At 37.3% G+C, this 20,952-nt stretch carries 21 protein-coding genes and 1 riboswitch; all 21 genes read left to right on the plus strand.

Features of this window, described 5'->3' with window-relative positions; all coding sequences use genetic code 11:
• Positions 1–1,052: 5'-deoxyadenosine deaminase (locus ADJ83_RS07745; protein ID WP_048717451.1), on the plus strand; the 1,052-nt coding region annotated here is incomplete at its 5' end.
• Between the two features lie 373 nt (positions 1,053–1,425).
• On the plus strand, positions 1,426–2,202 hold the full coding sequence (locus ADJ83_RS07750; protein WP_031536275.1) for a hypothetical protein: 777 nt from the start codon (positions 1,426–1,428) through the stop codon (positions 2,200–2,202).
• A gap of 12 nt (positions 2,203–2,214) precedes the next feature.
• Positions 2,215–2,949 carry a DNA/RNA nuclease SfsA gene (sfsA, locus tag ADJ83_RS07755; protein WP_031536276.1) on the plus strand — a complete coding sequence of 245 codons (735 nt, stop codon included), beginning with the start codon at positions 2,215–2,217 and terminating at the stop codon, positions 2,947–2,949.
• 50 nt (positions 2,950–2,999) lie between these two features.
• Positions 3,000–3,211, plus strand: a riboswitch (cobalamin riboswitch).
• 131 nt (positions 3,212–3,342) lie between these two features.
• On the plus strand, positions 3,343–4,308 hold the full coding sequence (locus ADJ83_RS07760) for an ABC transporter substrate-binding protein (protein WP_031536277.1): 966 nt from the start codon (positions 3,343–3,345) through the stop codon (positions 4,306–4,308).
• Positions 4,295–5,332, plus strand: coding sequence for a FecCD family ABC transporter permease (locus ADJ83_RS07765; protein ID WP_031536278.1), 1,038 nt, complete (start codon positions 4,295–4,297; stop codon positions 5,330–5,332). The genes ADJ83_RS07760 and ADJ83_RS07765 overlap by 14 nt, the downstream gene beginning before the upstream one ends.
• Positions 5,332–6,798 (plus strand): heme ABC transporter ATP-binding protein, encoded by a 1,467-nt coding sequence (locus ADJ83_RS07770; protein ID WP_031536279.1) that lies wholly within the window; start codon positions 5,332–5,334, stop codon positions 6,796–6,798. Before ADJ83_RS07765 ends, ADJ83_RS07770 begins: the two co-directional genes overlap by 1 nt.
• A complete protein-coding gene (gene cbiB / locus ADJ83_RS07775; RefSeq protein ID WP_031536280.1) occupies positions 6,795–7,757 on the plus strand; it encodes an adenosylcobinamide-phosphate synthase CbiB in 963 nt (320 codons plus the stop codon). Before ADJ83_RS07770 ends, cbiB begins: the two co-directional genes overlap by 4 nt.
• Positions 7,732–8,823 (plus strand): pyridoxal phosphate-dependent aminotransferase, encoded by a 1,092-nt coding sequence (locus ADJ83_RS07780; RefSeq protein WP_031536281.1) that lies wholly within the window; start codon positions 7,732–7,734, stop codon positions 8,821–8,823. Before cbiB ends, ADJ83_RS07780 begins: the two co-directional genes overlap by 26 nt.
• A complete protein-coding gene (locus tag ADJ83_RS07785; protein WP_031536282.1) occupies positions 8,793–9,350 on the plus strand; it encodes a bifunctional adenosylcobinamide kinase/adenosylcobinamide-phosphate guanylyltransferase in 558 nt (185 codons plus the stop codon). Before ADJ83_RS07780 ends, ADJ83_RS07785 begins: the two co-directional genes overlap by 31 nt.
• The gene (locus tag ADJ83_RS07790) at positions 9,347–10,849 is read left to right on the plus strand and encodes a cobyric acid synthase (protein WP_031536283.1); all 1,503 of its coding nucleotides are present in this window, start codon (positions 9,347–9,349) and stop codon (positions 10,847–10,849) included. Before ADJ83_RS07785 ends, ADJ83_RS07790 begins: the two co-directional genes overlap by 4 nt.
• A gap of 2 nt (positions 10,850–10,851) precedes the next feature.
• Positions 10,852–11,646 (plus strand): adenosylcobinamide-GDP ribazoletransferase, encoded by a 795-nt coding sequence (gene cobS / locus ADJ83_RS07795; RefSeq protein WP_031536284.1) that lies wholly within the window; start codon positions 10,852–10,854, stop codon positions 11,644–11,646.
• Entirely contained in the window at positions 11,616–12,260 is a 645-nt protein-coding gene (locus tag ADJ83_RS07800) for a histidine phosphatase family protein (RefSeq protein ID WP_048717456.1), read from the plus strand. Before cobS ends, ADJ83_RS07800 begins: the two co-directional genes overlap by 31 nt.
• Entirely contained in the window at positions 12,179–12,616 is a 438-nt protein-coding gene (locus ADJ83_RS07805; protein ID WP_031536286.1) for a bifunctional adenosylcobinamide kinase/adenosylcobinamide-phosphate guanylyltransferase, read from the plus strand. Before ADJ83_RS07800 ends, ADJ83_RS07805 begins: the two co-directional genes overlap by 82 nt.
• A 47-nt stretch (positions 12,617–12,663) precedes the next feature.
• The gene (locus ADJ83_RS26485) at positions 12,664–12,792 is read left to right on the plus strand and encodes a hypothetical protein (RefSeq protein ID WP_269320376.1); all 129 of its coding nucleotides are present in this window, start codon (positions 12,664–12,666) and stop codon (positions 12,790–12,792) included.
• A 52-nt stretch (positions 12,793–12,844) separates the two neighbouring features.
• Positions 12,845–13,444: a cob(I)yrinic acid a,c-diamide adenosyltransferase gene (locus tag ADJ83_RS07810; RefSeq protein ID WP_031536287.1), complete on the plus strand. Its 600-nt coding sequence runs from the start codon at positions 12,845–12,847 to the stop codon at positions 13,442–13,444.
• On the plus strand, positions 13,425–13,910 hold the full coding sequence (locus tag ADJ83_RS07815; RefSeq protein WP_031536288.1) for an ECF transporter S component: 486 nt from the start codon (positions 13,425–13,427) through the stop codon (positions 13,908–13,910). Before ADJ83_RS07810 ends, ADJ83_RS07815 begins: the two co-directional genes overlap by 20 nt.
• Positions 13,907–14,620 (plus strand): hypothetical protein, encoded by a 714-nt coding sequence (locus ADJ83_RS07820; protein ID WP_031536289.1) that lies wholly within the window; start codon positions 13,907–13,909, stop codon positions 14,618–14,620. Before ADJ83_RS07815 ends, ADJ83_RS07820 begins: the two co-directional genes overlap by 4 nt.
• Positions 14,621–14,835: 215 nt before the next feature.
• Positions 14,836–15,909, plus strand: a complete 1,074-nt coding sequence (locus ADJ83_RS07825; protein ID WP_031536290.1) for a D-alanine--D-alanine ligase — start codon at positions 14,836–14,838, stop codon at positions 15,907–15,909.
• A gap of 216 nt (positions 15,910–16,125) precedes the next feature.
• Positions 16,126–17,487 (plus strand): UDP-N-acetylmuramoyl-tripeptide--D-alanyl-D-alanine ligase, encoded by a 1,362-nt coding sequence (locus ADJ83_RS07830; RefSeq protein ID WP_031536291.1) that lies wholly within the window; start codon positions 16,126–16,128, stop codon positions 17,485–17,487.
• 173 nt (positions 17,488–17,660) lie between these two features.
• Positions 17,661–18,353, plus strand: a complete 693-nt coding sequence (locus tag ADJ83_RS07835; protein ID WP_031536292.1) for an alpha/beta hydrolase — start codon at positions 17,661–17,663, stop codon at positions 18,351–18,353.
• A gap of 1,046 nt (positions 18,354–19,399) precedes the next feature.
• Positions 19,400–20,890, plus strand: coding sequence for a DEAD/DEAH box helicase (locus ADJ83_RS07840; RefSeq protein WP_081836568.1), 1,491 nt, complete (start codon positions 19,400–19,402; stop codon positions 20,888–20,890).
• Positions 20,891–20,952: the final 62 nt, after the last annotated feature.

Consider the following 20,952-nt stretch of genomic DNA (forward strand, 5'->3'; position numbering starts at 1 on the left):
ATGACGAAGAGTCTATTTATTATTCAGCGATGCTTGGCATAGGAGAGCTGCTGGAAAGTGGAACAACTACGATTGTGGATATGGAAACCGTCCATCATACGGAATATGCTTTCCGTGCCATAGCTGAGAGTGGAATCCGAGCTGTTTCTGGGAAAGTGATGATGGATAAAGGGGATGAGGTTCCTTTGGCATTACAGGAAAAAACAGCAGAGTCTATTCAGCAAAGTGTCGACTTGTTGGAGAAGTGGAATGGCTTTGATGATGGAAGAATTCACTATGCGTTTTCGCCCCGCTTTGTGGTCTCATGTACAGAGGAGTTATTGAAAGAGGTAAAGACGCTTTCGGATAAATATAGGGTCAAGGTACACACCCATGCTTCAGAAAACAAGGGAGAGATTCAGATTGTGCAAGAAGAGACGGGGATGAGAAATGTTGTGTATCTAGATCATCTTGGATTAGCAAATGAGCGTCTGATTTTGGCGCATTGTATTTGGCTAGATGAAGAAGAGAAACGAATTATTAAAGATAAAGGAGTGCATGTGAGCCATTGTCCGGGTTCTAATCTAAAGCTCGCCTCAGGGATAGCAGATACACACCATCTCCTTTGTAATCATGCTTCGGTTAGCTTAGGAGCAGACGGTGCTCCATGTAATAATAATTTAGATATGTTTAATGAAATGAGATTGGCCGCACTTATTCAAAAGCCTATTCATGGTCCAACTGCCATGGATGCAAAAACAGTCTTTAGAATGGCGACTATAGGTGGAGCAAAAGCAGTTGGCATGGAAAAAGAAATTGGCAGTCTTGAAATTGGCAAGAGAGCAGATCTGGCTATTTTAAATCTGCATAATTTTCATACCTTTCCTTCCTATGATGTGGACCCGATTTCGAGAATAGTCTATTCCGCAACAAGAGCTGATGTTGAAACGACCATAGTGGACGGTAAAATAGTGATGGAAAATAAAATAATCAAAACGGTGGACAAACCTATTGTACTAAATGAAGCAGATAAAAGTATTAAAAGGCTGTTGAGCAAAACAAATATAAGTTAGTGCTAGCAATATACCGTGCTTCAGGGAGTGGTCATAACCATTTTTCTAAAGCACGGTGTTTTTTTGTGGTCTCTATAGGATAAAAGGGAAGAATGACTGATAGTAGGAAAATGTTGTTCCTTTTTTCTAAATTGAAAATTTTGTAAGCTATTTTGCCTAAATTTTGTTAAACTAAAATGGTTACAATAAGCACAACTAGATGTATGATGGAAAGTATGGATAAGGGGTCTGTTCCATACGGACTTAAATAGAGGAAAAAGGGAAAAATTTTCTTGTAATCAGATAAATAAAATGGAATAAAAGCAATTTCAGCAATTAGAAAGTAAGCTAAAGCTATCCGTTTACAAGCTAATAATGTTTGGAGGTTTACTTGATGAAAAAAGGCAGTAATGATATTCGAGATGTGGTTTATATCCATTTAAATGAGAAAGAGCGCTTTGTTCTTTCTTACGGTATAGAGTTTAGAGAGTTTTATAGAATTTTGGCTGAGACTCTTTCCTCTGTTTTGTTGTTAAAGCATCAGTTTGAAGATGGAGAATTTAATATTCATACACAGTTCGAATATGTTCCAAACACTAAATTAGCAAAGTTATCAAAGGAAGATGTTTACGGATACGGGGATTTTGTATGGGTCGATTTTGATGAGACAGAGATTTTAGATATCTTAGAAGGTCAAACAATTGCCGAGCTTCTTTATTTGGGACATAAGCTGGAGCCGCTAAGAAAACCATTTTTTCAGCAATTGAATAATCAATATGCTTATTTGGCCCATGATGATGGCTGGTTTAATAAAATCTATTATAAGAACATGGATTCTTTTTATCAATTATTTGGGGATGTCATTGCAAAGAAAGTGACAGACCTTAAATTAGAGAAGGGGTTGCTTGGACTCAAAAAGAAGCGGATATATCCTTCCCCTCCTAGTGAAATCGTCATGGAGCTAAAACATTATATGAATGAAGGAATGGTGTTATCCATTGAAAAAGCCTCTCAGACGCGATTGAAAATGGAAATTCCAATATGGATTTTAGGCGATTTTGATAATATGGATGATATGTACGAGGAATATGAGAAGAATAGCAAACAAAAAACGGATGCCTTGCTTATTTTTGACAAGAAATTAAGAGAATGGCATTTAACGAAGGCTTAATTGGTGGATAATATGAGTGAAAGAATAGTTGTAGGCTTTCCAGCGGAATTAAAGAAAATGACTTTTGTGGAGCGGCCTAACCGGTTTATATTGCATTGCTTGAATGAAGAGACAAATCAACTCGAAAGGGTGCATTTGGCCGATCCTGGAAGACTAATGGAGCTTTTAATAGAAGGGGTAACTATTTATGTTCTCCCAAGTATGAATCCTAATCGAAAAACGAAATGGACGGCAGTTTATGTCGAATCAAATGGTATTCTAGTGTCTATCAATACAACATATCCTAATAAGCTTGTTGAATCTATATTGAAAAAAGCAATCATTGAGGAGCTTTCTGTCTATCGATGGGTGAAATCGGAATACACATATGGAAGCTCTAGATGGGATTTTTTATTAGAGGATGGGGAAAAAAATCAGCTCCTTCTTGAAGTGAAAAGCGTTACATTAGCCAAAGATGGAATAGGGATGTTTCCTGATGCTATCACGAAAAGAGGCTCTAAGCATGTGCAAGAATTAACGGCTATTGCTAAGGAAGGAACATTTAAAACAGCTATTTTATTTGTTGTGCAAAGAGGAGATGTTGAAATAGTGACAGGTGCAGCAGAAATTGACCCAGTCTTTGCGAAAAACTTAGAGGAAGCTGCAAAAGCAGGGGTGCAATTACTAAGCTACACTTGTGTTTTAACAGAGCAAGGAATCGGATGGGGCAATGCTATTCCAGTGGATCCATTTTTAAAAATTAAATAAAAGGACATTTATTTTTGCTACCTTTGATGTATAATCAAAAAGGACGAAAAATGAAATAGATAGATGATGGTGAGACTTTTTGTAAAAGATTGATGAGGAATGTCGAAAGACTTTCTCTTTTTTCAGAAAGACTCTTAAAAGGGAAGNCCCGCCACTGTAAATGATTGCACATGGAGAAGTGCCACTGTACTTACCTGTATGGGAAGGTTCTATTGTTGCGACAATCATGAGTCAGGAGACCTGCCATTTTCTATACACCTAAATAAACCTACGAGGATAGGGAGGTGTGGAGCGCGCTTTGAAATTATTTTTAAAGTCATCCCAACATCTCTATGGACGATAATAGGGATGTTTTTTATTTTTCACATATTTATTTCAGGAAGGTGAAGAATGATGAAAAAGTTTTATTCTTTATTTTTAGCAATACTGCTCGTAGTTGGGTCGCTTGCTGGATGTGGTGAAGGAAAGACAGAAAATAATAATGATAACAAGGAGCAGTCAACTGCACAAGAGGCTGCTTTTCCTGTAACGATTAAAGATGCAATCGATCAAGAAGTAGTAATTGAGGAAAAGCCAGAAAAAATAGTTTCTTTAATGCCTAGTAATACGGAAATTGTATTTGCGCTTGGGCTAGGAGATGAGTTAGTTGGAGTTAGTGATTATGACAACTATCCAAAAGAAGCAGCGGAAAAAGAAAAAGTAGGCGGCATGGAATTTAATGTGGAGAAAATAATCTCACTGAATCCAGATGTAGTTTTAGCACATGCATCTAGTGCCCATAATTCGACAGAAGGCTTGCAGCAAATCCGCGATGCCGGAATTGATGTTGTTGTTGTGAATGATGCAACTTCTTTTGAGGACGTCTATAAAGGGATGGAAATGATTGGACAGGCTACTGGAGCAGAAACGGAAGCAGATAAGCTTGTTGCTGATATGAAAGAGAAGTTAGCTGCTATCAAGGATAAAGCAGCAGCGATTTCTGATAGTGACCAAAAATCTGTTTATATAGAAGTAAGCGGAGAACCAAGTATATTTACGACTGGTACAAATACATTTATGCAAGAGATGTTAGATACCATTAATGCGAAAAATATTATTTCGGAAGAAGGCTGGATTCAAGTAGACCAAGAGGCAGTGATTGCAGCAAATCCAGATGCTATCATTACTACTTATGGTGCTTACTCAGAAACAAGCCCAATCGATCAAATTAGCTCGAGAAAAGGTTGGGAAGAGATAAAAGCAGTAAAAGAAAAGCAAATAGTAGATGTTGATTCTGACATGGTAACTCGTTCTGGTCCTCGTTTAGTTGAAGGAGTAGAGGCCGTTGCCGAAGCGGTGTACCCAGATGTTTTTAAATAAAAGAAAAGCGGCTTATGTTTATGCCGCTTTTTTTCTCCTTTTTGCGATTGTAATGGGAATATCTGTTGGAACTATATCTGTTCCTATTTTGTCTGTGGTAAAAATATTAGCAAGCTATGTTGGGCCAGAAAGCTTATTAACTAATGTCGAGCCAATGCATATCAATATAGTCCAAAATATTCGACTCCCTAGAGTGCTGTTGGCGGGACTTGTCGGTGCGAGCCTATCCATTTCGGGAGCTGCTTTCCAAGGGTTATTGAGAAATCCATTGGCAGATCCTTATACACTTGGGGTTTCATCTGGTGCTTCTGTTGGAGCTGTTATTACATTGTTCTTCCAATTAAGTATCCCATTTCTTGGCGCACTGACTTTGCCATTTATGAGTGTACTATTCTCCTTCTTTACGATTTTATTTGTTGTCTTTTTTGCGAAAAAAATGGATCCTGCGATGCGAGTGGAAACGATTATTTTAACAGGAATTATTATTGGTTCTTTTTTAAGTGCATTTATTTCGCTTATGATCGCATTAACAGGCAATGAACTTCGCCAAATTATTGGCTGGTTACTTGGAAGTGTCTCCATGAGAGGGTGGGAATATATAAAAATTATTCTTCCTTTCTTTGTAGTTGGTTCTGGTCTTCTTCTTTCGCAAGGAAAGGAATTAAATGCTTTAGCGTTTGGCGAAGAAAGAGCACAGCATTTAGGTATTCATGTACAAAGAAGAAAAATGATTATTTTGCTGGCTGGCTCTATGTTAACAGGTGCAGCGGTTGCAGTATCTGGGACAATCGGATTTGTTGGTCTTGTTATTCCACATTTTGTTCGAATCATTGTAGGGTCAGATCACCGTCATTTAATGGGGGTATCCCTTTTTGCAGGCAGTGGCTTTATGATTCTGGCTGACTTATTAGCTAGAACAATTATTTCTCCAACAGAACTTCCGATAGGGGTTATTACAGCTTTAGTAGGTGCCCCGGTGTTTGCGGGATTATTACTGAGAAGAAGGAAGAGGAGTTTAAACTAATGCTTAATGTACAGAATCTCTTTTTTCAATATGAAACAAAACAAATTTTACAGGATATTTCTTTTACGGTGAATAAAGGAGAAATGGTTGGTATCCTTGGACCGAATGGTAGTGGGAAAACGACGTTAATGAAAATTATTAGCGGCATTTTAACTCCACAGGAGGGACAGGTTGAGATAAAAGGCAAACCAATCGAGCAGTATAAAACGAAAGAATTAGTAAAGGTAGTCGCAGTCCTGTCTCAGCATGTGAATGAATCTTTTTCCTATACCGTTCGAGAAATCGTATCACTCGGGAGATATGCTCATCAATCCGGGCTGTTTCAGTCCTGGAGTTCTCAAGATGAAGCAGTAGTTACAAGCGTGATGAAACAAACGGGAGTCTTTTCATTTCAAGAGAAATCCATTCATGAATTATCTGGAGGCGAAAAGCAGCGTGTTTATTTGGCACAGGCACTCGCACAAGAACCAGAAATTCTCCTATTAGATGAACCTACAAACCATTTGGATTTATCTTATCAGAAGGAGTTATTGGATAACTTAAGAGAATGGAGCATGGAAAGAGATTTAACGATTGTTTGTATTTTCCATGATTTGAACTTGGCAGGATTATATTGTGATCGGCTGCTTTTATTACATGATGGAATGGTAGAAGTAGATGCCGCCCCTTCTAATGTATTGCAAGAAGAGAGGGTGAAAAGAATCTATCAAACAGATGTGAAAAGTACTTTTCATCCAAGTAGACCAGCTCCGCAAATAGCTCTAGTACCAAGAAATAAAGAGAGAAATAATAGGAAAATAGATACGGAAGCTATTACCATTTATTCAGATCGTGTAGAGGTAAAGGTTCCCTTTCCACTATACACTCTTTCATCAGGTGTAATAGGTGCAGGGATGGGATGGTATAAATGCTTTGTGAACAGACATGTGGATAAGAGATATCAATGCGAAGATTATCGGGAAGAAATGGAGGGTTATTTGCATCGAAATGGCTTTATTCCATCAGAAACTGTAGGGATGATGACAGCTGTTTACACAGAGGATGTAGCATATGAGCTTATCGAGCAGCGGGATTTTTCTGTGATGATTGTCGTAACAGGCGGAGTAGGAAATGCTGTTGATGCCGCAAAGACTAACGAGCATTCTTCCTTCTTAAATCCTGGAACCATTAATATTTGGATTTTTGTTAACGGGACATTATCAGAGCAAGCCTTCGTGCAAAGTGTCATTACGGCCACAGAAGCAAAAGCAGCGGTCTTGCGAGATCGGAAGATAAAAGATTTGGAAACAGGAACCATTGCAACAGGTACGTCAACAGATAGTATATTGGTGGCTGCTACCCAAGAAGGAGCCTACCTCGAATTTGGAGGTACGATAACAGCGCTTGGAAAATGTGTAGCACAAGGAGTCTATCAGTGTTTAGCAAAGTCGTTAGATAAAAGGAATAGGAGGATAGCACCTAAATGATCGGCCATTTGATTAGCATTACACTTGCGATTGTTTTAGATAAGCTTATTGGTGATCCTCCAAGCTGGCCACATCCGGTAAAAGGGATGGGGAGATTGATTTCCTTTCTAGATCAAAGATTAAATAACGGAAAGAGTCGGAGAATAAAAGGGTTATGGATGCTCAGCACGGTATTAATATTTACCTTTTTGATTAGCTACGTCCTCGTTTATATTAGCTATCAGCTTCATTGGTGGGTCGGGGTAATCGTGGAAGCTCTTCTTATCGCCACAACGATTGCCCAAAAGAGTCTAAAGGATGCTGCGATAGAGGTTTATGATCCATTGCAGGCTAATGATTTAGAGATGGCAAGAAAAAAGCTGTCTTATATTGTAGGCAGAGATACAGAGCAATTAGAGGGAGAAGAAATTGTCCGTGCGACGGTAGAGACAGTTGCAGAAAATACTAGTGATGGTATTACTGCTCCACTGTTTTGGGCATTTATTGGCGGAGCTCCCTTGAGTCTTGTATATAGAGCGATTAATACATGTGATAGTATGGTTGGTTATAAGAATGATAAATATGGAGATTTTGGGTATTGTGCTGCGAAATGTGATGATATCGTCAACTATTTGCCTAGTCGAATAACAGCCATTCTCGTGCTGTTAGTTAGTCGTAGTCCTTTCTATCGTAAAAAGGAAGCCTGGAAGTTGTTATTTCATGATGCAATGAAGCATCCCTCTCCAAACAGCGGCTGGGGTGAAGCAGTGACTGCGATTATCCTTGGTATACAGCTTGGTGGGATTAACTTTTACAAAGGAAAGAAGTCAGATCGTGCACGTATGGGAAGAGCACTGCAGCCTTTAGGAACTAGACATATTATCGAGTCGACTAAAATTGCTGATAAAGCTGTTGTTTGCTTTTATCTCTTTTTATGTATAGGAGGAATTGGATTTGAATTGGCCAATGCATGGAGCTAATCCTCAGTATATTTATGAAAAGACAAATGTAGAAATGCCGGTAAATACGATTGATTTTAGTGCTAATATCAACCCATTAGGACCTCCGACTATTTTATCGGACAACTGGGATGACTTATTTCAGACAGTCCATCTTTATCCAGATCCTTATGCAAGCAGTCTAAAAGAGAAAATTTCAGATCAGTATGGGCTTTGTCCAAAGCAGCTTTTAATTGGTAATGGAGCTGCGGAAATTATTTCTTTGTTGGGAAGAATTTTGGCGAGGAAAAAGGTATTATTGCTCCAGCCAGCTTTTTCTGAATATGAAGAAGTATGCAAAATTAATCATTGTGACATCTATCATCATTATTTAACAGCGGAAACAGGATGGGAACTAAATCCATCTAATTTGGAAAAGGATATCCGCCATGTAGATGCTCTATTTTTATGTAATCCTAATAATCCAACAGGGATATTTTATCCGAAACAAGTAGTAGAAGAATTGTTAGTTATTTGTAAAAAAAATGATTGCTATGTCATCCTAGATGAAGCTTTCTATGATTTTGTAATTGGATATGAGGATATGCTTCCTCTCTTAAAAAAATTCTCCAATCTTATTATTATCCGTTCCTTGACAAAGATGTACAGTATTCCAGGGATTCGCCTTGGTTATGCATTCGCATCAGAGGAACTGATTGCAAAATTACAACAGTTTCAATCTCAATGGAGTATTAATGGAATTGCTTTAAGGGTTGGTGAATTATTAATGGGACAAGAGATGTTTTTAAATAAAACGCAAAGTTATATGGAAGAGGAAAAGAAAAGGTTATTTTCCTTTTTTAATAAACAGCAATTCGCTTATTCCACTTCTGCTGCTAATTATTACCTGTTAAGAGATACTAGTTTTACAGACCAAAAAGAGCTCCTGATTTTCTTATTAAACAATGGCATCATAGCAAGACATACATATAATTATCCGGGTTTAGATGGAAGATGGCTACGGTTTGCGATTAAAAGTAAGTTAGAGAATCAGCAATTGCAAGGAGTGTTAGCTAAATGGAAACAAAGTCATCCATCATCTTTGTAACTGGAGGCGTGAGAAGCGGAAAATCTTCTTTTGCTGAGAGATTGGCAATAGAATATGCAGAGAATGAAAAAGCAGATTTACATTATATAGCCACAGCTGTTCATTCAGACACAGAGATGCAAGAAAGAATTGCAAGGCATCAGCAACGAAGAAAAAAACAAAAGGTAAAATGGAATAGCCATGAACAAGCAGTAAATATTGGTGAATTGGCTGGAGTTTTTTCAAAAAAGGATGTTATACTACTCGATTGCTTAACTGTATTAGTCAATAATGAACTTTTTTATAAAGATCAACGGCAAGAAATGCTAGAGCTAAAGCTGAAAAGGGAGCTAATAGAGTTAAGCCGAAGCTGCAGATATCTTATTCTTGTGAGTAATGAAGTGACATATGAGATGTCATCAGATCCATTTGTACAGAACTACTGCAGGCTTTTAAATCAACTCCACTATTTCCTCGTGCAGCATGCAAAGGAAGCTTATTTGGTAGAATTCGGAATCGCGAAAAGCAAGAAGGGAGGAAAAAAATGAAGGGGGTAATGATACAAGGAACTTCATCTGATGTTGGGAAAAGTCTGATTGCTACTGCTATATGCAGAATGGTGGCAAATGAGGGGATAAAGGTGGCTCCATTTAAGTCACAGAATATGTCTAATAATTCTTATGTCACGGTAGATGGAAAAGAGATTGGCAGAGCACAAGGAATTCAGGCAGAAGCAGCAAGGACGGTGGCAACTGTTTGGATGAACCCGATACTCTTAAAGCCAAGATCTGATTTACAGTCAGAGGTTGTCCTGCTTGGGGAAGCTAGTACGACTCTATCTGGAAGAGGGTATCGTGAACAGTTTTATGAGGAAGGAATTTGTGTTATACAAAAAAGCCTGGATTACCTGCAAAGCCATTATGAGATGACTATTATGGAAGGTGCGGGAAGTCCAGTTGAAATAAATTTGAAAGACAGAGAGCTTGTAAACATGAAGGTAGCAGAAATGGCTGATGTTCCTGTCATTCTCGTTGCGGATATTGATCGCGGCGGCGTGTTTGCGAGTATCATTGGAACCCTTGCCCTATTTTCAGAAGAGGAAAGGAGCAGGGTAAAGGGAATTATAATAAATAAGTTTCGCGGCGATCCAACTCTCTTTGAAGATGGGGTTCAATGGCTGAAGGAAAAGACAGGCATTCCTGTCCTTGGAGTCCTTCCTTTTATTCATAACCATATGATTGAAGGAGAGGACTCATTATCTATCCGAGAGAAAAGATTTACAACTACTAAAGCTGTGATTGATTTGGCAGTAGTAAACAATCGTTATATGTCCAATTTCACAGATATAGAACCATTTTTTCTAGAAGAAGACGTTAGTATCCGCCTGATTAATAAAGGCGAAGATTTAGGGAATCCAGATGCGGTTATTATACCAGGTACGAAAAGTACAATAGATGATTGGAAAGAAATGAAGAGGAAAGGATTAGCATCCCAGCTTAAAAGCTATTATAAGCAAGGTGGCAGAGTAATCGGATTATGTGGAGGCTATCAAATGCTTTGTACTACTTTGAAGGATCCACAGGGTGCTGATACTGGAAGCAGAGGCGAAGAAATAGAGGGACTAGGACTTATCCCCGCAAGCACGACCTTTGAAAAGAAAAAAGAGACGATTCGAGTGGAAGGCAGTTATCATCCTTCTACGAAGTTAGCATCAGAAAGAATAGAGGGTTATGAGATTCATTTAGGAAAAACAGAATATGCTTCTATAGACGATAGATGCCCGTTTTTATTGCTTCATAACAGCAGGGAAGAAGGCTATTATCGAGAAGATGGAAGATTGATAGGTACTTATATGCATCATCTATTTTATAATGATGCATTTCGCCATACGTGGTTAAATCAAATTCGAGTGCAAAAAGGAATGATGAAAAGGAAAAGGCTGTTTATACAAGAACAGAAGGATAAACGCTTTGATGCACTTGCTCATGAAATGAAAAAACATTTGAATTGGGAAAAACTATGGAATATCCTTCAGGCTGGTGATTGATAATGAAGAAATGGTTTATTGGTTTTCTCTTAAATATACAGTTCTTTACGGCGATACCAGTGAGAAAGGAACTTCCAATGGAAGGGGAATTTCTTCAGAAAAGTATAAAGACATTCCCTTTGCTAGGACTTTTTCAAGGCTTTATTTATATGAGCTTCTTCTTTTTGCTAAAAGAATATACGCCGTTTACAGCACTTGCAGTAGCTTTTTTTGTCTGGGCCAGTACGATTTTGTTAACTGGAGGGCTTCATTTAGATGGCTGGATGGATGCAAGTGATGCTTATTTTTCTTATCAGGATAGGAAGAAAAGATTAGAGATTATGAAGGATCCACATGTTGGCGCCTTTGGTCTTTTATCCGTCATTCTGTTATTGAGTGCGAAGTTTCTTTTTATCTATGAAATCGTGACACGTATGCAAGACTTTACCTATCTTTTTGTCATGCTCCTGCCGTTATTTTCTAAAGCTGTAATGGGATGGATCTTGCTATTTGTTCAAGAGGCAAAGAATGACGGGCTTGGCGCATACTTTAAAAGGTCTGTTGAAGGGCAGCGAGCATTTTTTTATAGTCGCTATTTTGCACTTGTTCTTCTATTTATCATCTTATTGAATACACAATGGCTGCCACTGTTCTTTCTGTTTCTCTTTATTAGCATCTGCAGCTATATTTTATTAAGTCGATTTATGAAGCGAGCTTTTGGGGGATTAACAGGTGATTTATTAGGGGCAAGTGTAGAAGGGACGGAACTGGCATTATGGGCGACACTATGGTTATTGCATTATTTCGTCATGGGTTAACTGCCGAAAATGAACGAAAAGCATACATTGGCTGGCTGGATGCTCCTTTAAGTGAAAACGGGAAAGCGGACCTTTATGAAAAAGGAAGCCCAGTGTCTAAATATGAATGGATAAGTACAAGCGATTTATTGCGAGCGAAAGAGACAGCAACTTATTGGTTTCCTGAACAGAGCATACACAGTACTCCTAATTTTCGAGAAATAAATTTTGGAGAGTGGGAAGGAAAAACATATGACCAACTAAAAGAGCTCCCTGACTATTGCAAATGGCTAAATGCTCCGTTTACAGTTTCAGCAACAAATGGAGAATCCTTTAAAGAGTTTGTTATGCGAGTAGATACAGGCTGGGATCTTTTAATTGAGCAGAGTAAGAAAAGCGATCGAATGGCAGTTGTCACACATGGTGGGGTTATTCGTTATTTACTTAGTAAATATGGTGTAACAGAAAAGGAGTTTTGGGATTACAGCATTTCGCCAGGAGAGGGCATCGAACTAATATGGTCCAATAAAGAAAGGTTTAGGAGGAAGGAAAGATGCACTTTATTACAGGAGGTAGCTTTCACGGGAAAAAAAGCTGGGCAGTCTCCTTTACGAAGGAGCAAGGATTTACAGTAGGAAAGGTCCTCCGTTTGTTTGATGAAAAGGAAATAAAGATTACAACGGATGAGAAGGATTCCTTTTATATGTTAGAAGGGTTGGAGTGGATGATTAAAAATCGTCTGAAAGAAGAAACGTTGGAGCAAACGATCCATTATCTAGAAAAACAAGTAGAGACTTTACTTCAATGGGAAAGAGAAGAGAAAAAGCGCTGTGTGTTTATTATTGGTAGCGATATTACGAAAGGCATCGTACCGATTGATAAGGAAGATCGCTTTTGGCGAGATGCTACAGGACTGATTTTTCAACGAATTGCAGCAGAGGCAGATAGAGTGGATGTTATTTGGTATGGGTTGAATGAGCGATTAAAGTAGTTGGTGAATTTGGTTTGTGGGTGACTGGTAGGGAGGCTATGGGATTAGTGAAAGTGGTTTTTAAAAGCGGGATGAACGCTGAAATCCGAAGCGGGCAAGAGAAAAGTGGTTTTCAAAAAGCAAGACAAGTTCTAAAGCAACAAAGCAACTACAAGAAAAAATTACATTTAACGTAAAAAGCACTAATCGCAAAAACACTAAACAAATAAACAGAAAGAGGGATAGAATATGCGAATTTATACAAAAACAGGTGATAAAGGGGAAACTAGTATAATTGGGGGAAGAGTATCAAAGGATGACATTCGTGTAGAAGCATACGGTACAGTAGATGAATTAAATTCTTTTGTTGGATTGGCAGTTGCGCAATTAGCGGGAGAACAATTTGCTGATATTAAAGAAGACTTAGAGAAAATTCAGCATGAATTATTTGATTGTGGGGGAGATTTAGCGAGTATCTCAAAAAGAAGAGAATGGAAGTTAACAGAAGAGGCTATTGCCTATTTAGAGGAACGAATTGATGCTTTTATGGAAGAGACGCCGGATTTGGAGCGATTTATTTTGCCGGGAGGGACAGAAGCAGCAGCGACTGTGCATCTAGCACGAACAGTGACAAGAAGAGCGGAACGCTTAGTGGTGACATTGGTGAAAACGAATGAAGATATACCGGAATTGCCATTAAAATATTTAAATAGACTTTCTGATTACTTTTTTGCGCTTGCAAGGGTGATTAATTATAGAAGCGATGTGGCAGATGTCGAGTATGTACGTAGTGCAAAGGTATTTCGAACAACTAAAAAGGGAGAGAGAAATGAACGTAAAGAAGATTAATATCCTTGCTATTTTTATTGCAATTTCGGTTATTGGTGCTTTTATAAAAATTCCAAGCTTCATTGGAAGTGTTGCACTCGATAGTTTTCCGAGTCTTATTGCGGGTGTATTTTTAGGTGGGATTGCTGGAGGAATAGTAGCTGCTTTCGGTCATCTGGTGTCTGCTTTGATTGGAGGACTCCCACTCGGAATTTTTCATTTATTTATTGCGATAGAAATGTGTTTGCTTGTTTTTATTTTTACTAAAATCTATCAGAATGGAATTAGAATTATCTCCTATTTATGGTTTGTGTTAGGAAATGGAGTTCTACTGCCCCTTCCTTTCTTATTCCTAATGGGAAAAGGTTTTTATATTTCTATGGTTCCAGTATTGTTGATCGGTGCTGTATTAAACGGCATTATTGCTCAGCTGTTAATGCCGAGGCTAGAATCTTTCCTTAAAGGGTGGGGAGAGGCGAAGCAATGAGAGATGTACAAATTGTTCCCTGGAATCAAGAAGAAGTAATGGTTATTAGTGCAGATAATAGTGGAGGGATTGGGCAGAAAGAAGAGGATCAAGTTTCCGTTCCCTATGATATAGTTTCTTATTTTTCTTTTCGCGTAGCAGTTATGGAATGTTTGGCAGCAGGAGGAATCCCGTTTTCGGTAATTTTGCAGAATTTTTGTGGAAATGATGCTTGGATTCCCCTTGTAACAGGTATACATAAAGGAGTGCAGGAGCTTGGGTTAGATGGTGAGCTTGGAATAACAGGCAGTACAGAGAGCAATTTTTCCTTCTGTCAATCAGCTGTTGGGCTTACGATTCTTGGAAAAAGACAAGCTGATTTCAAGGAGACATCCATTGTAAATGGAAGAATTGCGGTTATTGGAAGTCCCCTTGTTGGGGAAGAAGTAATGTTACAGGAAGATAAAGTTGTTCCCTTATTTTTGTTTTCTCATTTTGCAAAGGAAGTAAAATGTCGATTACAGCCAGTTGGCTCTAAGGGAATTCTTTATGAATTAGGACAGTTAAAGGGGAAGCTTTTTCAAGAAGAAGAAGTGACATGCTCTGTTGATCTTTTAAAATCTTCTGGTCCAGCTACATGCTTTATTGTCGAGTATGAAAAAGAAATGGAATCAGAAATAAAAAGGTTGGCAGGTGGCTATTTTCATGAAGTACTTGTTTCTTTGAGATAAGATAAAGGAGCAAGGATAATTTTTCTTTCTTAGGGAGAAATTTTAAATAAATAAGCTCCAATTTAGCCCTTTTTTCATATGGTAATAAGAGTTAAAATGGAAAAGGATTATTAGGGTCTGATTAAATTGTTATTTGACTTACATGTTTTCTTTTTAAAGGTCTGGTTCTAGTGGTAGAATAAACAAGTGCATTGATTAAATGGAGGTAACTCATAATGAAAAAGAAACTTGGATTATTATATGGCGGAAAATCTGCTGAACATAAAGTTAGTATGCAAACAGCAATGGCAGTAATTAAAGCATTAGATACAGATAAATATGATATTCATCCAATTTACATATCGGAGAGTGGTGAATGGGTGCGCGGACCACAATTAATGGGACCTGTTGAAAATGTAAAAGAGCTTGCGTTTAACTCACAGGAGCAAATCGGATCAAATGCGCTTTCTACTACTCTCTTCCAAGCAAATGATGAGGCTTCCTTAGATGTTATTTTTCCATTACTTCATGGACCAAACGGCGAAGATGGAACCGTACAAGGATTGCTGGAACTTCTGAATCTTCCTTATGTTGGAAATGGTGTTTTAGCATCATCAGCGGGAATGGATAAAGTAATTATGAAGAATATATTTGAAGTAGCTGGACTAAACCAAGTAAAATATAATTCTTTTATCCGCAGTGACTGGCAAAGTAATAAAGCGGCAGCGTATGATCGTGTGGAAAAGGAATTAGGTTTTCCTTGTTTTGTCAAGCCTGCTAATCTTGGATCAAGTGTAGGAATTAGTAAATGTACGACTAGAGAAGAATTAGAAACTGCCTTTATCGAAGCATTCCAATTTGACCGCAAAATTATTGTCGAAGAAGGCTTAATAGCTAGAGAAATTGAAGTAGGGGTACTAGGAAATGATCACCCAGAAGTTTCTGTAGCAGGAGAAATTGTTCCGAAAAAAGATTTTTACGATTATAAAGCAAAGTATGAGGATGGAGATACAGCTTTAATTATTCCAGCAGAAGTTACAGAATCTGAATATGCTGCTATTAAAACAGATGCGATTAAAGCATTTAAAGCACTTGATTGTTCTGGCCTTGTACGTGCAGATTTCTTCCTTACAAAAGAGGGGGAAGTTTATATTAATGAAGTAAATACAATGCCTGGATTTACACCGTTCAGCATGTTCCCATTATTATGGAAGCACACAGGTTTAGAATATGATGCTTTAATCAATAAATTAGTAGATCTTGCAGTGGAAAGACATACAGAAAAACAAAATATCAAATATACGATTTAATAGAGAAGAAATGGGAAGGCATTTGTTAATTGGATGCTTGTTAACCGATTCAGCTTGCTCCATAGTAAATAGACTTTAGAACATGTATATTTGTATAACAACGGTCAAAAGGAGAGGTGAGAATAATACCTCTTCTTTTGTTCCATCAAATATCAGGTTTCAGCGGAAAATAATAAATATTTTTTTAATAAACTATTGGAAAAAGGAGGTTTTTTCGTGATTAAACGTACATATGCAGAAATAGCAAAAATGGCCGGCAATGTGGATTCTTTCACGCAATTTGCGGATGTTCAAATTAATGGGGTAACCATTGATTCTAGAAAAATTGAAGTAGGGCAATTATTTATTCCATTTAAAGGAGAAAGAACGGATGGGCACCAATACGTCGAAGATGCGATAAAACGAGGAGCAGCTGCAGCTTTTTGGCAAAAGGATGTTCCGAATCCACCAAAGAATCTGCCGCTTATCTTTGTTGAGGATTCTTTAACAGCTATTCAAGCTCTTGCTAAAAGCTATCTTCAGCAGTTGAGTGTTAAAGTAGTAGGAATTACAGGAAGCAATGGGAAAACTTCTACAAAGGATATGACAACTAGTCTCCTTTCTTTAAAATATAAGGTGCAAAAAACAGAAGGGAATTATAATAATCATCTTGGTCTTCCTTTAACTGTTCTTGGTTTAGAAGAGGATACGGATATTGCTGTCTTAGAAATGGGAATGAGTGGAAGGGGAGAAATTGACTTTTTGAGCAGACTAGCTGAACCCGACATTGCTGTTATTACCAATATCGGCGAATCCCATATGCAGGATTTAGGCTCAAGAGAAGGAATCGCAGAGGCGAAGTTAGAAATATTAAATGGATTAAAAGACAACGGCAGATTCATTTATTTTGGTGACGAGCCACTTCTTTCAAGTCGTATGAAAAATAGTACTCTTGATAAGAAAACCTTCGGGATGAATCCTTCTAATGATTTATATCCTCTTCATATCCAGACACAAAACAATGGCAGTGTTTTTCATATTAATAAGATTTCTGATCCATTTGAACTACCGGTTCTCGGAAATCACAATATTTTAAATGCATTAGCGGCAATGCTTGTGGCAGAGTATTTTAACATTCCTTTTGAAGTAATGAATAAAGGACTACAATCATTAAAGCTTACTAATATGCGTATGGAATTAGTGGAAGGAAAATCAGGTGTTAAAATTATTAATGATGCTTACAATGCCAGTCCAACTTCGATGCTTGCTGCAATTGATGTTCTAAAAAAGCTGCCAGGCTATAAACAGAAAATCGCTGTTCTCGGTGATATGTTAGAGCTTGGGGATAATGAAGAGACATTTCACTATGAAATAGGCGAAAAACTAGAGGGAATTGATTATGTTTTGACATATGGAAATCTGGGAAGTTTTATTGCAAGAGGTGCGAAAACGGCTCTCCCAGAAGATCGTATATTTACCTTCCAGGACAAAGTACCGTTAATACAAACATTAACCCATTATGTAAATAAAGAAACAGTAGTTTTAGTTAAAGCCTCTAGAGGAATGAAGCTGGAGGAAATCGTTAAGGCTATTCAATAGTTGAAAGAGGCCAGCCGATAGATAAGCGGAAAATCGTTTTCTTGTAGGTTTGGCTTTTTTAATTTAGCTAATTTGTCTTTTGACAACAACAGGCGTCATTATAAAGGGAAAGTTCAAGTGTTGGAAAAATTACCTTTATAGTGTAAAATAACTCTAAAAGGAGTGGCTATAATATGACAGCTTGTATGTTTATACATGGATTTACAGGTTCCCCGATGGAAGTGGAACCACTGGCTACATATATTCAACAACATTCCAATTGGGAATGTATCATCCCCACACTACCTGGCCATGGAAATGAATTGAGATTAAAGGGCATTATGTATAATGAATGGCTTTTGCATGCAGAAGATACGTTAAGAGATTTATTAAAAAGACATGATACCGTATATGTTGTCGGATTTTCGATGGGAGGATTAATAGCAAGCTATTTAGCAACAAAATATCCTATTAAGAAATTAATCCTATTGAGTGCAGCAGCTTATTATGTGAATTTTGTCCAGCTTCAAAAGGACATAAGAATAATCTGTGCGGATTTTTTTCGAGGGCGAATGAGAGAAAATGAGTTATTTACTCGCTATATAAACAAAATAAAAAGTACCCCATTAGCTGCTACTATCCAGTTCCGAAAGCTTGTCCAATATGTGAGACCATTGTTGTCTAACATCCACGTACCAACTTTGATTGCCCAAGGAGAGAAAGATGGCATTGTGCCATTGAAAAGTGCAAACTATTTATACAATACCATTCGCGCTGAAAACAAGAAAATCATCTATGTAGAAGATTCCAAGCATTTAATTTGTCATTGTGAGAGAAAAGAATTATTATTTCAAGAAATAATAACATTCCTCAAGGAGCCCTCATAAATTAGAAGTGACAACATAAAAATTCTGATGTATAGAAGTTTGCTTGAATGGAAAGAGTAGGATAGGCAAGCTTTGCCCTTCTATACTCTCCAATTAAGCATTGTTAGAGAGAACAATAGGAAAAAGATACTATTTCTATAGGAAATGATAAACGAACGCTGCAAACTCTCTTTTGTGTAAAACGTTTACAATGCGAAAATGGGGAAAACATGTATAAAACGTAGATTTTCGAATACCCAATTTATTGCAAAGCGTATTTCTTAGTGATAAGATTATTTTAAAAAGTAACGTGAAGAAACATAACATTTGGGGCATAATGTTAGTAAAGTATAAACATTCTATTTTAAACGATAAATTAGTCAAATAGAGAGAAATGATCTAAAGTCCCACTTATAAACTTCATTATGACTGTCACTTCCTGCTTATGGGAATTTGAGGGATAGCTTGGAAATCAACTGTCCTTAAAGGTCCGAATGGTTCAACTGACAATCGGTGGGAGAGAAGGGTAAACACCACTGACGAAAGGTTCCCTTGATAAGAAATGCTTTGTTATGAATGAGTTGTTTTCTTTTTAAAGGTAAGTATGTGTTATTTCTTTGTATTTGGCTAACTTTTCTCAGATTAGCTAATTTGTTTAAAGCTCCGTGAAAAGATCATGTTGTTTTCGAACGTGAATTTTGAAGATTCTCTATGAGAGAATAGACATTATCACAAATTGGTAACAGAGCTATTAATAAAATAATAAATAGAAGTCATTTGAAATTTCCTCCTATTTAGAACTTGGTTAAATAGTATCTCATAACTAATAAGACTTAAATAGTAGCATATACCTCATCATTCTCCTGATAAAGGTTGTAAGGCTATTGAAACCAACAATAACTTTCATCATTTATATAATAACGACTATCGTTTCTTTTTAATTGTATGGGGAAAGGCATAATGTGATGAATACGATATGCCATTTTAATATGTTTTCATTTAGAAAGTGAGGTACATACGAATGGTTGACATGATGGAGTACATCCATCTGTTTATGGATATTTTTAATGACTAGAAGGAGATTGGATATATTGGTAAAGTTTCAAGATTTAGGTATTAGTCCTGCTACAATGAAGGCATTAAAAAGAATGGGCTTTGAAGAAGCTACACCTATTCAGGCAGAAACTATTCCATTAAGTCTTCAAAATAAAGACTTAATTGGTCAAGCGCAAACAGGAACTGGGAAAACAGCAGCTTTTGGAGTGCCATTGGTGGATAAGATTGATGTTGCAAAGGAAGTAATCCAAGGGATTATTATTGCACCGACAAGAGAGCTTGCTATTCAAGTATCAGAAGAATTATATAAAATCGGCTACGGAAAACGTACAAGAGTTTTATCTATTTTTGGCGGACAGGATATAAATCGCCAAATCCGTGCTTTAAAGAAAAATCCCCATATTATTGTCGGTACACCTGGACGTATATTAGATCATATTAATCGTAAAACACTTCGTTTGGATAGTGTCAAAACGGTTATATTGGATGAAGCAGATGAAATGCTGAATATGGGATTCATTGATGATATTGAATCAATTCTTTCAAAAATCCCAACAGAAAGACAAACATTATTATTCTCAGCTACTATGCCAGCACCAATTAGAAAAATGGCTGAGCGCTTCATGAAAGATCCAGAAGTAGTAAAAGTGAAAGCGAAGGAAATGACAGTACCATTAATCGAACAGTATTATATTGAAACACAGGAGAAAACGAAATTTGATATTCTAACAAGACTATTGGATATTCAATCGCCTGAGTTGGCAATTATTTTTGGTCGCACAAAACGTCGTGTTGATGAACTTTCTGAGGCATTAAATCTGCGTGGTTATACAGCAGAAGGTATTCATGGAGATTTAAGTCAGGCAAAACGTATGTCTGTACTTCGTAAATTTAAAGAAGGAACCATTGATGTACTTGTCGCAACAGATGTAGCAGCACGCGGACTGGATATTTCTGGTGTAACGCATGTATATAATTTCGATATTCCTCAAGATCCAGAAAGCTATGTTCACCGTATTGGCCGAACTGGCCGTGCTGGCAAAGAAGGTGTCGCTATTACATTCATTACGTATAGAGAAAGATCTTATCTTCAAGTTGTGGAAAAAACAACAAAGAGAAAAATGGAAAAAATGATTCCGCCAACAGTGGATCAAGCAATTGAAGGTCAGCAAAAAGCTGTGATTGAAAAAATTTCGCAAATTATGGATGAAAACAATTTAGATTCATACCGAAATGTAGCAGACGAATTATTAGAGCAAAAAGATGCTTCTACAATCGTTGCAGCAGTTCTAAAAATGCTGACAAAAGAACCGGATACAACACCTGTTAAGTTAACAGAAGAGAAACCACTACCGGTTAAACGTGATCGTAGACCATATGATAAAAATAATGATCGTGGTGCTCGTAAAAATTATAATTCCCGTCAACGACAAGGTTATAGCAGTAACAAACGCCAAGGACAATCAAGTGGTGGATACAATAAATCTAAGTCTTACCGTTAAGCTTAGCATGAAAAGCCTCAATGAAAAAATTACTTCATTGAGGCTTTTCTTATATTTGATAG

This window comes from Bacillus sp. 522_BSPC (assembly GCF_001076885.1).
In the GTDB taxonomy this organism is placed as follows: domain Bacteria; phylum Bacillota; class Bacilli; order Bacillales; family Cytobacillaceae; genus Niallia; species Niallia hominis.